Raw genomic sequence first — 11,465 nt, 5'->3', positions numbered from 1 at the left:
GGGATTTTAACCACGAGTGTGCCACTGCGTCGCCCCCCTTTGTCGCGATGTATCGGCACAACCCAGACACTATCCGCTGATTGTCTTGAGGGGATAAATTCCTATTTTCCCCAATACAGCAGGCTAAAATAGGCGCCATGAATATTCTTGGATTTGAAAGTTCCTGCGATGAAACTGGCGTGGCGCTGGTCAGCACGGAACAGGGCCTGCTGGCCCATGCCTTGCACAGCCAGATCGCCATGCACCGTGAATATGGTGGGGTGGTGCCTGAACTGGCCTCTCGCGATCATATCCGTCGCGTCCTGCCTTTGACACGGCAGGTGTTGGCTTCTTGCCATATGCAGCTCGATCAGGTCGATGCCATTGCCTATACCGCCGGCCCCGGTCTGGCCGGTGCCTTGCTGGTGGGAGCCAGTGTGGCGCAGTCGATTGCCTGGTCGCTGAAAAAACCGACGATTGCTATCCATCACCTGGAAGGTCATTTGCTCTCGCCCTTATTGGCCGAGCCGCGTCCCGACTTTCCCTTTGTGGCCTTGCTGGTCTCGGGTGGCCACACTCAGCTGATGCGTGTAGATGGTGTGGGTCAGTATGAATTGCTGGGTGAAACGCTGGACGATGCAGCAGGCGAAGCCTTTGATAAAAGCGCCAAGCTGATGGGCCTGGGTTATCCCGGCGGCCCGGCCTTGTCGCGTCTGGCTGAACAGGGTGACCCCAGCGTCTACGAGCTGCCGCGTCCCATGATGCACAGCAAGGATCTGGATTTCAGCTTTAGTGGTTTGAAAACTGCCGTGCTGACGCGCTTGCGCAAGCTGGAAGCGGAAGAGGGCGGGATTACCGAACAGCAACGCGCTGATCTGGCTGCTGCGACCGAGGCCGCCATTGTGGACGTGCTGGCCGCCAAGGCGATCAAGGCCTTGAAGCAAACGGGCTTGAAACGTCTGGTGGTTGCCGGTGGTGTGGGCGCCAACCGCCACTTGCGGGCTTATTTACAGAAAGCCGTGGCGCGTTTGAAGGGCGAGGTGTTCTTTCCGCCGCTGGAATTCTGTACCGATAACGGTGCCATGATTGCTTTTGCGGCGGCCATGCGGGTCAAGCATGGTTTGGTGACTTTGGATGATAGTCAGCATGGCTTTGCCATCCGGCCTCGCTGGGATCTGGCCTGTGTGAATCAGCCTGTCTCCCAGCAAGAGCGTTAGTGCTTATTTTTTCTTGGAACCGATCTTGCTTTCTTTGCCCGTCATCAGACGACGAATGTTTTCCTGGTGACGCCAGAGCAAGAAGGCACTGATCAGGACCAGGGCCGTGGCAATAGAGGCATTCATGGGCCAGACCACCTTGGCACCGAGCAGGTAAAACAAGGGGGCAAACACGGCACTGATGATGGCTGCCAGCGAGGAGTAACGGCTGACATAAGCGATAATCAGCCAGGTGGCCGCGGTAGCCAGAGCCAGCCAGGGCAGCAGGGCCAGGATGACACCCAGCGCGGTTGCCACGCCTTTACCGCCTTTAAAGCCCAGAAAGACCGGGTACAAGTGACCCAAAAAGACAAAAAAGGCGCTGACACCCAGTAAAGTCGGTGCCCAGCCCCAGTTGCTGATGGCCTGTTGGGTCAGAAAGACAGCCAGCCAGCCTTTGAAGGCATCGCCCAACAAGGTCAGGACAGCTGCTTTTTTATTGCCGCTACGTAGTACATTAGTGGCTCCCGGATTTTTCGAACCAAAGGTGCGAGGGTCTTGCAAGCCCATGATCTTGCTGACGATTACGGCAAACGGCAAGGATCCCAGCAAATAGGACAAGAGGGCGACAAGCGGGGCGGCCACAGCAAAAGAAACGGCGTTCATGAGGATTGAGCTCCACAATTATTGTTGCGCGGATTCTACCGGCCTTGCAGCAAAATACCAAAGGCAGCGGGTACAATTTGCTGCCCCTGTTAGATTTTTAACGGAAAAGTAAAGCATGCGTATTCTGGTCTCCAACGATGATGGCTATACAGCAGCCGGTATCGAGGCTTTGTATGAAGCCTTGCAAGGACTGGGTGAGCTGACTGTCATTGCACCCGAGACCAATTGCAGCGGTGCCAGCAATTCCCTGACCTTGAATCGTCCCCTGTCGCTGCGCCAGGCCAGCAATGGTTTTTATTTTGTTAATGGTACACCGTCCGATTGTGTGCACGTGGCCCTGACAGGCTTGCTGGATTTCCGTCCCGATCTGATTGTGTCCGGCATTAATAACGGCGCCAATATGGGCGACGACACCTTGTATTCGGGCACGGTGGCGGCCGCGATGGAAGGTCATTTGTTTGGTATTCCCGCAATTGCGTTTTCCCTGATTGAACGCGGCTGGAAGAACCTGGACAGCGCAGCGCGCGTGGCACGAGATCTGGTACAGCGCTGTCAGAAGAAGCCGTTGGCGGCCAATACCTTGCTGAACGTGAATATTCCGTGTTTGCCTTACGAAGCCTTGAAGGGCACGCAAGTCACCCGCCTGGGCAAGCGTCATCCTTCGGAGCCGGTCGTAAAAAGCCAGACGCCTTATGGCGAACCCGTGTACTGGATTGGCCGTGTCGGTGGTGTGTCCGATAGCGAGAAGGGCACAGATTTCGGTGCCGTGGAACAAGGTGCAGTATCCATTACGCCCTTGCGCGCGGACCTGACTCACCACGAGCAACTGGCCGGATTGCGGGACTGGATGCAATGACAAGTAAACCAGGCAAGCGCTATCCTTTTGCAGACGGCACTCGGAACCGGTTCGGCAAGTCCAGCCTGGGCAGTGGCCTGTCTGCCAGCAATAGCAATACCCGTATTGTGCAACGTGGCCAGTTACAACCGACACCCTCGGCCATTTTGTCACCGCAAGTGTCAACAAGTGTCAACCTGGGTTTGAACTCGGAACGCTCGCGTGGCATGATGATCGAGCGCTTGCGCCGTCAAGGAATTACCGACGAACGAGTGCTGGCGGCCATGCAGGCAGTACCGCGCCATCAATTTGTTGATCAGGGTTTGGCCAGTCGGGCCTATGAAGATGATGCCTTGCCTATCGGCTTTGCGCAGACCATCTCCCAGCCTTGGGTTGTAGCCCATATGATCAGCCTGGTGTGTGACCAGAAAATACCGACCAAGGTGCTGGAAGTGGGAGCCGGATGTGGTTATCAGGCTGCTGTTTTGGCACAATTGGTCAAAGAAGTGTATGCGGTAGAACGTATCAAAGGCTTGTGCGATATGGCTCGCGATCACATGCGCCAATTAGGGCTGTCGCAACGGGCTCGAATAATGTTTGGTGACGGAATGCAAGGTTACCCTGCCGCGGCACCATATGATGCTATTGTTGTGGCGGCAGCCGGTCCGGTCATTCCCAGAACCTTATTGGAACAATTAACATTGGGGGGGAGACTGATCGCCCCTGAAGGTACGACACAACAGCGCCTGGTTTTGGTGGAACGCACCGGACAGGCTACTTGGCGTCGTGAAGAACTTGATGCGGTTCGCTTCGTGCCGATGCGAGCCGGGACCCAGATTTAGTCAGATATTCTCAGGAGATTTATATGCAGCATGCAGTCAGGTTACCGTTAACCGCTGCTTCCACCGGTACACAGTGGTTCTTGACGCCCCGTCAGTGCCTGGTGGCGGCTGTGGTCACCAGTACCCTGCTGGCTGGTTGTGCAAGCCGTAATGAGCGCGCTCCAGTCACTGACCTGAGTTCCTCTTCGGCGGCAGGCAGCGTCAGCAGTGCCTCGGGTACCTATGTGGTACGCCCCGGCGATACGCTCTACAAGATTGCACAAGCGCACGGCATGGACGTGAACTCGCTGATCCAGTTGAATCAGATTACGGATCCTTCCATGTTGCGCGTGGGTCAAACCTTGCGTCTGGATGGCAATACCTCGATGGCGGCAGTGACGACTCGCCCAGCCGGTAGCGGTAGCACACAGACCTCACCCGTCAGCCCGGCCACCCCGGTCAAGACTGAAACGCCCGTGTCTGCGCCTCGCGCAAGCGACGCGGCTCTGATCGCCTGGGGCTGGCCTGCCAGTGGCAAGATCATCCAGGGTTTCAATGCCTCGACCAAGGGTATTGATATCGAAGGCAAGGTGGGCGACCCCGTGGTTGCCGCAGCGGATGGCAAGATCATGTACGCCGGTAACGGTGTGCGCGGTTTAGGCTCCATGGTTCTGGTCGGCCACAGCAATGGCTTTATCACTGCTTACGCCCATAACAGTGTCTTGCACGTTAAAACGGGTCAGCAGGTGAAGAAGGGGCAGCGTATTGCCGATCTGGGTCAGTCTGACACCACCTCGCCACGACTGCACTTCGAGATTCGTCGCTCCGGTACGCCGGTCAACCCGATCTCGTACCTGCCTACGCGATAAGCTCGGTATCTAGACTGAAAAAAGCGGCTTCTGGCCGCTTTTTTTGTGCCTTGTCGTTGGCCGCTCGGGGAGGAATGACTCGTGTCATGAAAATCCACCTCCATGCTTGAAGGCCATGCCTCTTGTTCAGCCCGGGTACAACAGATTTTATCGTGTCGCCGAGCCGCTATGGCCGCGTTGTGCTTGTTTTTACCCGTTGTGCCGAATGCTCATTGTAAAATCAGCGATTCGCCATCGTTTGCAGCAATGCAACTGCGCCATTCTGCTTGGCAGGACGCTTATTTAGGTTTTTATCGAATGTCTGACGTATTGTTAATTGAATCGCTGGATCTGGAAGGACGCGGCGTCGCCCACAAAGAGGGCAAAGTGGTGTTTGTGGAAGGTGCCTTGCCCGGCGAGGAGGTGCTGGCCGAGACGGTGCGCTCCAAGGACTCTTACGATAAAGCCCGCATGACGGCCTTGTTGAAAGCGTCGTCGCAGCGTGCTGAACCTCCCTGTCCCAACTTTGGTGTCTGTGGTGGCTGTGCCATGCAGCATCTGGAGCCCTCGGCCCAGGTTGCGGTCAAGCAGCGCGTTCTGGAAGATTCCCTGGGTCATATTGGCAAGGTAAAGCCAGGTCGCGTGCTGGCACCCTTGCACGGCCCTTACTGGGGTTACCGTTACCGCGCTCGTTTCTCCATGCGCTACGTGCCTAAAAAGGGTGGGGTGCTGGTCGGCTTTCGTGAAAAGAATGGTCGCTACGTGGTGGACATGACGGAATGTCGTGTGTTGCCCGCCAAAGTTTCTGCCTTGCTGGAGCCCTTGCGTTCTTGTTTGGCAGGCCTGTCCCGCCCGGATCGCTTGCCGCAGATCGAGCTGGCCATGGGCGACAAGATCACCACCTTGACCTTGCGCCATATGGAGCCGCTGACCAGCGAGGATATCCAGCGTTTGCAGAGCTTCGGTCAGGAGCACGACATTAGCTGGTGGCTGCAGCCCAAGGGCCCGGAAACGGCCCATCCTTTGCTGCGCGAAGATGCGGACAAGCTGGCGTATGCATTGCCTGAATTTGATTTGCGTATGCCGTACCGTCCTACAGACTTTACGCAGGTGAACCACGACATTAACCGCAGCCTGATCTCGCGTGCCTTGACCCTGCTGGACGTCAAGCCCGAGCATCGTGTGGCGGACTTGTTCTGTGGTCTGGGTAACTTCAGCCTGCCGCTGGCACGCCGTGCCGCCGAGGTGGTTGGCATTGAAGGCAGCAGCACTCTGACCGAACGTGCCGGTGAAGCAGCCTTGGCCCACAACTTGCAGGACAAGGCAAGATTCACGACGCTGAATCTGTTTGAGGTGGACGTGCAATGGCTGCGTGACCTGGGCCATTTTGATCGCATGTTGATTGACCCGCCGCGTGATGGTGCCTTTGCGGTCGCCACCGCTTTGGCGCAACTGGAAAAGCACGAGCGCCCCGAGCGTCTGGTTTATGTGTCCTGTAGCCCAGGTACTCTGGCTCGGGACGCCGGTGTATTGGTTCACCAGGGTGGTTACACGCTGGAATCGGCCGGTGTGGTGAATATGTTCCCGCATACGGCACACGTGGAATCAATTGCCGTCTTTACACGCTAAGTACACCTAAGCAGGCTTGAACTAAAACGCCCCGCAAATTGGACAGAGTTCCAGTTTGCGGGGCATTTGTTTTTTCTCGGGGGCTTTGTCAGCTCGTTTGCCCAAGGTGCTGTTGCCTTCAATCCCGACCAGTTGGGTAGTATCACGTTTTGAAGGCTGGCGGAAAGATCAGTCGCGTTCAGGTGCTTTTCTCGAGATGTGGGCATGAGCCAGCCCGTGTCCTTGCCAAGGTGGCCGGCAGCTATATATTTTTTATCACCACGTTTGAAGGCTAGGCTGGCTGATCGGTTTTGTGTGTTTGATTCGGTCCGTTGCTGGTTTTACTGCTTGGTGGCAGGTGTCGCCGCTTTACCAGCATGGGCAATCAAGCCATCATGTATCAGCTCCATCATCATCTTGAATACCTGCTCGGATTGCAGATGCACAAAGCGCGGCAGAATCTGGCGCAGCATAGGCACATCCTCGGCGGGCCATTGTTCCAGTTCGTTTAGCTCTTCCTCAGTGACCGGGCGGATAAGTCCACCCAGCTCGCCCTGAATCAATCCATATAAAGCGGCATACCAGCCCACACAGGCGGCGGGGATTTCGGCATCGCTCAAACCGCCATCGCGCAAGGCCCTGTATACCTGCTCAAGAACCAGATAGTCGGCCTTGCCGGTATTCAGAAAACGCTGCATTTGCTGAAAAGTCTGTGGGTGGCCCAAGGCCAGCTCACGATACTGTCGGGCCAATTCATACAAACGCTCTGTCCACGACAGACCTGTATCCACGGCCTGAATGCGGCCTGTCAAATAATCTGCCATCGCACGCAGCAAGCCGTCCTTGGACTTGAAGTGATAGAGCACGGCCATGGGATCGCAACCGACTTGCTCTCCCAGCTTGCGTAAAGAAAAGCCGCTGTCTCCGGCTTCCTCCATCAAGGTGACGGCGGCGATGACCAGCTCGTCCTTATTCAGTTTGCGTGTGCGCGTGGCGGGTGCTTGGACCAATAGAGTTCCTTTGATAGGGAAAGGGCAGATTTGCCAAGTTTAACTCTACAGAGTAGAATAAATTAATTCTACAGCGTAGAAGAAGATCGTTCCACCCCGTTTTTACAACGGGGTGTTGATAACGAGACAGAACGGAACGCCGCGTTGACGGGGCGTCACCGGAGCATTCCGCTCTGTGATCCAGGCGGCCAAAAGGCCGTAACAGACACAGGACATTTATGCTTATTTCCAAACCGACTCTTTTAAATGATGTTTCCAATGCAGAGAGCCTGCTGGTCAGTAATCCCCGATTGTGGAACTGGCGACAAGGCCATCTGAACGAAGCTGTCGCGCCCGCGACGTATTACGAAGCATCACTTGCCCCCTGGAACCGCTTTGATTCTCTGCAAGCCGACACGCAATGTGATGTGCTGGTAGTGGGTGGTGGCTTGCTGGGTGCCTCTACCGCCTTGCACCTGGCCCGCTCTGGCCTGGACGTGGTGCTGGTAGAAAAAGACAGTATTGGCTCTGCCGCTTCAGGCCGAAATGGTGGTCAGCTGACTCCCGGCCTGGCCCGTTGGGAAGCCGCAGACATGATTGCCCATCTGCCTTTGGATGAGGCCCGTCGCTTGTGGCGCTTTGCCTCGCATGAAGCCATGGATCTGCTCGATCAGATTGCTCAGGATTACGAGCTGGATTTTGATCGTCGTCGTGGCCATTTGACGGCTGCTGTGCACGCAGGTCATATGGGTGCATTGGTAGAGGGGGCGGATGCCCGCCGCTATCTGGGTGATACCAGCGTGGAAGTTGTGGGTAGCTACGAATTGGAGCAGGAAATCCGCTCGCCCTTATATCATGGTGCGGTGGTGGATACCTTGGGTGGTCAACTGCATCCCCTGGCGCTACTGCGCGGACTGGTTTACGGCCTGGTTCAACATGGCGGTCGAGTTTATGAAGGCAGTCCGGTCGAGGAAATCGAGCAGACGGAAAAGGGCGCTTTGGCTATCACCCCCGGTGGCACGATTCTGGCCCGTCAGGCCTTGGTGCTGGCCGTGCATGATACGACTTCGCAGTTCTTGCCGACGCAATCCAATACCACTGTCCCGTTCTATACCTATGTGGGTGTGACTGAACCCCTGGAGTGTCCAGTCAGCGAGCTGTTGCCAACAGACCGTGCGGTGTATGACACGCAATTCCAGATCGACTATTACCGCGCCGTGCGTCAAAACCGCCTGTTGTTTGGCGGGCAGGGTACAGGCACCAGTTGGTCCCCCGAACGTATCAATGACTACCTGCTGGATCGTATTCAGACCGTTTTCCCGCAGCTGGAACAGGTACAGCTGGACTTTTCCTGGAGCGGGATCAGTGACTTTACTCTGAACGGGGCAACTGATTCGCGTAAAACCGAGGATGCGGTACCCGTGTACATGGTGCATGGCTGGAGTGGTCACGGCGTAGCGCAAACCGTGCGTATTGGTAAAGCCATTAGTGACGACGTCATGGGTCGCAACGAGGACTTTGCCATGCTGACGGATATTACCCATCGCAGCATTCCTCTGGGCCATCAGTTGTCCGGCCTGGCGATCCCTGTGGTCAAGGCAGCCATTGGCATGATGAGTGCGGTGAATCCCGGTCGTCTGGTGTCTTTCTAAATACGTTTTCAAGCCTTTGCTTAGCAGCGCTGACTAGGGCAAGCCCTTACTTGTTTTCGATCCTGATTGTTTTACATTGTGATTTCCTATTCGTATTGGCTTCAATATTTTAGGTTCATAATAATTTTCAGTATCATAAAAACAAGGGACAGATATGCAGAAAGGGCTTGTTCGTACAGGGGTTACGGCCGCTGGTTTGATCTTGGGTTTGGCGGGGGCACCGGCCCATGCGCAGGTGCAGTCGGTAGAGGTGATGCGTGACAGCTATGGTGTGCCACACGTCTTTGCCGACAGCCACTATGGCTTGTATTACGGCTATGGTTATGCGGTCGCCCAAGACCGTCTGTTCCAGATGGATATGGCGCGCCGCTCCTTTGTAGGCACAACAGCCGCCGTTCTGGGTCCTGGCGAGCAGGATGTCTACGTCAAGTACGACATGCAGGTGCGTCAGAACTTCACCCCTGCCTCTATTCAGCGGCAGATTGCAGCCTTGTCCAAGGATGAGCGCGATATTTTCCGTGGCTATGCCGATGGCTATAACGCCTATCTGGAGCAGGTGCGCCGTCGTCCTGAACTGCTGCCTAAAGAATACATAGACTTTGATTTCCAGCCCGAGCCGCTGACCGACTTTGATGTGGTCATGATCTGGGTGGGCTCCATGGCCAACCGCTTCTCCGACACGAATCTCGAAGTCACCGCGCTGGCCATGCGTCAGTCTCTGGAAAAACAGCACGGCCCGGAACGTGGCCGTGCCTTGTTTGATGAGCTGCTGTGGATCAATGACACAACAGCCCCCACCACCGTTCCGGCCCCCGCCGCCCAGCGCAAGCCGCAGGCGCAAGCAGGGTCACAGAATTTGACCCATGTTTCTTCACAAGTTCTGGCTGCCGAGCTGGCGCGTCAGGACAAGCATTGGGGTGGCCGTGGCCCGGACTTTGCACCCAAGGCCAGTAATCTGTGGAGCACCCGCCCCGAGCGTGTTCAGGATGGGTCTACCGTCCTGATCAACGGCCCGCAGTTTGGCTGGTACAACCCGGCCTACACCTACGGTATCGGACTGCACGGCGCGGGCTTTGATGTGGTGGGCAATACGCCTTTTGCTTATCCGATTGTTCTGTTCGGTACCAATAGCGAGATTGCCTGGGGGGCGACTGCTGGTCCTCAGGACGTGGTGGATATGTACCAGGAGAAACTGAACCCGGCGCGCGCCGATCAGTACTGGTTCAATAATGCCTGGCGCACGATGGAGCAGCGCAAGGAGCGCATCCAGGTGCGTGGCCAGGCTGATCGTGAAATGACGATCTGGCGCACCGTACACGGCCCCGTGATGCAGTTTGATTATGAACAGGGCACGGCTTACAGCAAGAAACGCAGCTGGGATGGTTATGAGGTGCAGTCCTTGCTGGCTTGGCTGAATGTAGCCAAGGCGCGCAACTGGACGGAGTTTCTGGATCAGGCCAGCAAGATGGCGATTTCCATTAACTGGTACTACGCCGACAAGCACGGCAATATCGGCTATGTCTCTCCTGCTTTCTTGCCCCAGCGTCCTGCCAATCAAGACATCCGCGTGCCAGCCAAAGGGGACGGCAGCATGGAGTGGCAGGGCATCAAGAGTTTTGACGCGATTCCTAAAGCCTACAATCCGCCGCAAGGCTATCTGGTCAACTGGAATAACAAGCCCGCGCCGGATAAGACCAATACGGATACTTACTACTGGACCTATGGCGACCGCATGAACGAGTTGACCAGCCAGTATCAGGACAAGGACGTCCATAGCGTGCAGGAGATCTGGGAGTTCAATAAAAAGGCGTCTTATAGCGATGTGAACTGGCGCTACTTCCGTCCGCATCTGGAAAAGCTGGCGCAGCAGCTGTCGGCCAAGGATTCCAGCAAGGCGGCACTGGACGTCCTGTTGGCCTGGAATGGTATGGAACGAGATCAGGATGGGCATAATGTCGGGCCAGCACGCGTGTTGTTCAAGACCTGGCTGGAGGAGATGTACAAACAGGTCTTGATGCCGGTCGTGCCAGAGTCGCATCGTGCCATGTATAGCCAGACAGGGTTTGCAACGCAGCAAGGCCCCAATCCAGGTTCGATCAACTTGAGCATGGGGACCAAGGTCCTGTTGCGTGCTTTGGCGCTGGAAGCCAATCCTGATCCCAAGCGTGTGAATGTCTTTGGAGATCGATCTTCTCAAGAGATCATGCATCAGGCTCTGATAGACGCTCAGGTGCGCTTGAGCCAGGAGCAGGGCGCTGAGATGGCACGTTGGACCTTGCCTACGTCAGTGCATCGCTTCAGTGACAAGAACTTCACGGGAACCCCGCAAACAACGTCGGGCAATACCTTTGCATTCACAGGCTATCAGAACCGTGGAACGGAAAATAATCGTGTGGTGTTCAATGCTCAAGGTGTGGAGTTTTGTGATGCCATGCCACCCGGTCAGAGCGGATTCACGGATCGCAATGGCGTGCGCAGCCCGCATTACGAGGATCAGCTGAAGTTGTACGAGAACTTCGAGTGCAAGACTATGGATGTGACACATACGGACATTCGTCGTAATGCGCAAAGCAGCACGATGCTGTTGATTCAGCCTCAGCCTTAACGTCGAGTGCGGCACCTGCACTTTGAGGCGGTGCCGCTTTTCTGATCGTTGCTGGAGGGTTTAGCTGGCCAGGAGATGTAGCCCGAAGTTGTAAATGAGTAAAAATAGCCTGTCAGTATCAGGAGCGAAGCTGAGTATGAAGTCCAAGCTGCAAATCCGTGCAGGATTGGCAGTAGGTTGAAGCGATATAAATGTATTGACTCAGGTTGATCTGACAGACGCTGGCAGATCTATTGGGCAGAAAACGACCCGGAGCGGAAATAGGT

The 11,465-nt window shown here is 55.8% G+C and carries 9 protein-coding genes; 7 read left to right on the top strand and 2 right to left on the bottom strand.

Features of this window, described 5'->3' with window-relative positions:
- The first annotated feature begins 137 nt into the window (after positions 1–137).
- Positions 138–1,196: a tRNA (adenosine(37)-N6)-threonylcarbamoyltransferase complex transferase subunit TsaD gene (gene tsaD / locus NBV64_RS10855; protein ID WP_009462097.1), complete on the top strand. Its 1,059-nt coding sequence runs from the start codon at positions 138–140 to the stop codon at positions 1,194–1,196.
- 3 nt (positions 1,197–1,199) lie between these two features.
- On the opposite strand, the gene plsY is transcribed toward tsaD, so the two are convergent.
- Positions 1,200–1,841, bottom strand: coding sequence for a glycerol-3-phosphate 1-O-acyltransferase PlsY (plsY, locus tag NBV64_RS10850; RefSeq protein WP_250755774.1), 642 nt, complete (start codon positions 1,839–1,841; stop codon positions 1,200–1,202).
- Positions 1,842–1,956: 115 nt separating this feature from the next.
- On the opposite strand from plsY, the gene surE reads away from it, so the two are divergent.
- From surE to rlmD, 4 genes are all read left to right on the top strand, one after another.
- A complete protein-coding gene (gene surE / locus NBV64_RS10845) occupies positions 1,957–2,697 on the top strand; it encodes a 5'/3'-nucleotidase SurE (protein WP_226349772.1) in 741 nt (246 codons plus the stop codon).
- A complete protein-coding gene (locus NBV64_RS10840) occupies positions 2,694–3,518 on the top strand; it encodes a protein-L-isoaspartate(D-aspartate) O-methyltransferase (protein ID WP_009462090.1) in 825 nt (274 codons plus the stop codon). The genes surE and NBV64_RS10840 overlap by 4 nt, the downstream gene beginning before the upstream one ends.
- A 23-nt stretch (positions 3,519–3,541) precedes the next feature.
- The gene (locus NBV64_RS10835) at positions 3,542–4,366 is read left to right on the top strand and encodes a peptidoglycan DD-metalloendopeptidase family protein (protein ID WP_009462088.1); all 825 of its coding nucleotides are present in this window, start codon (positions 3,542–3,544) and stop codon (positions 4,364–4,366) included.
- Between the two features lie 297 nt (positions 4,367–4,663).
- Positions 4,664–5,974 (top strand): 23S rRNA (uracil(1939)-C(5))-methyltransferase RlmD, encoded by a 1,311-nt coding sequence (rlmD, locus tag NBV64_RS10830; protein WP_250755772.1) that lies wholly within the window; start codon positions 4,664–4,666, stop codon positions 5,972–5,974.
- A gap of 320 nt (positions 5,975–6,294) precedes the next feature.
- Here rlmD and NBV64_RS10825 read toward each other — a convergent pair whose 3' ends face one another.
- Positions 6,295–6,963, bottom strand: coding sequence for a TetR/AcrR family transcriptional regulator (locus tag NBV64_RS10825; protein ID WP_250755770.1), 669 nt, complete (start codon positions 6,961–6,963; stop codon positions 6,295–6,297).
- Between the two features lie 218 nt (positions 6,964–7,181).
- Between NBV64_RS10825 and NBV64_RS10820 the strand changes: the two genes are divergently transcribed.
- Together NBV64_RS10820 and NBV64_RS10815 are read left to right on the top strand one after the other, a co-directional pair.
- A complete protein-coding gene (locus NBV64_RS10820) occupies positions 7,182–8,594 on the top strand; it encodes an NAD(P)/FAD-dependent oxidoreductase (protein ID WP_250755768.1) in 1,413 nt (470 codons plus the stop codon).
- A gap of 154 nt (positions 8,595–8,748) precedes the next feature.
- Complete coding sequence (locus NBV64_RS10815) at positions 8,749–11,199, top strand: penicillin G acylase (RefSeq protein WP_250755766.1); 2,451 nt, start codon at positions 8,749–8,751, stop codon at positions 11,197–11,199.
- Positions 11,200–11,465: the final 266 nt, after the last annotated feature.

Origin of the sequence: Alcaligenes sp. DN25 (genome assembly GCF_023674485.1) — a bacterium.
GTDB lineage: Bacteria > Pseudomonadota > Gammaproteobacteria > Burkholderiales > Burkholderiaceae_B > Alcaligenes > Alcaligenes phenolicus.
The sequence above is the reverse complement of the archived record's forward strand: the minus strand, read 5'-3'. Positions and strand labels throughout refer to the sequence as shown.

Bases quoted from the DNA above. Each gene is read 5' to 3' on its own strand.
- surE (WP_226349772.1), top strand. From the start codon at position 1,957: ATGCGTATTCTGGTCTCCAACGATGATGGCTATACAGCAGCCGGTATC.
- plsY (WP_250755774.1), bottom strand. From the start codon at position 1,841: ATGAACGCCGTTTCTTTTGCTGTGGCCGCCCCGCTTGTCGCCCTCTTG.
- NBV64_RS10815 (WP_250755766.1), top strand. From the start codon at position 8,749: ATGCAGAAAGGGCTTGTTCGTACAGGGGTTACGGCCGCTGGTTTGATC.
- tsaD (WP_009462097.1), top strand. From the start codon at position 138: ATGAATATTCTTGGATTTGAAAGTTCCTGCGATGAAACTGGCGTGGCG.
- NBV64_RS10820 (WP_250755768.1), top strand. From the start codon at position 7,182: ATGCTTATTTCCAAACCGACTCTTTTAAATGATGTTTCCAATGCAGAG.
- rlmD (WP_250755772.1), top strand. From the start codon at position 4,664: ATGTCTGACGTATTGTTAATTGAATCGCTGGATCTGGAAGGACGCGGC.
- NBV64_RS10840 (WP_009462090.1), top strand. From the start codon at position 2,694: ATGACAAGTAAACCAGGCAAGCGCTATCCTTTTGCAGACGGCACTCGG.
- NBV64_RS10835 (WP_009462088.1), top strand. From the start codon at position 3,542: ATGCAGCATGCAGTCAGGTTACCGTTAACCGCTGCTTCCACCGGTACA.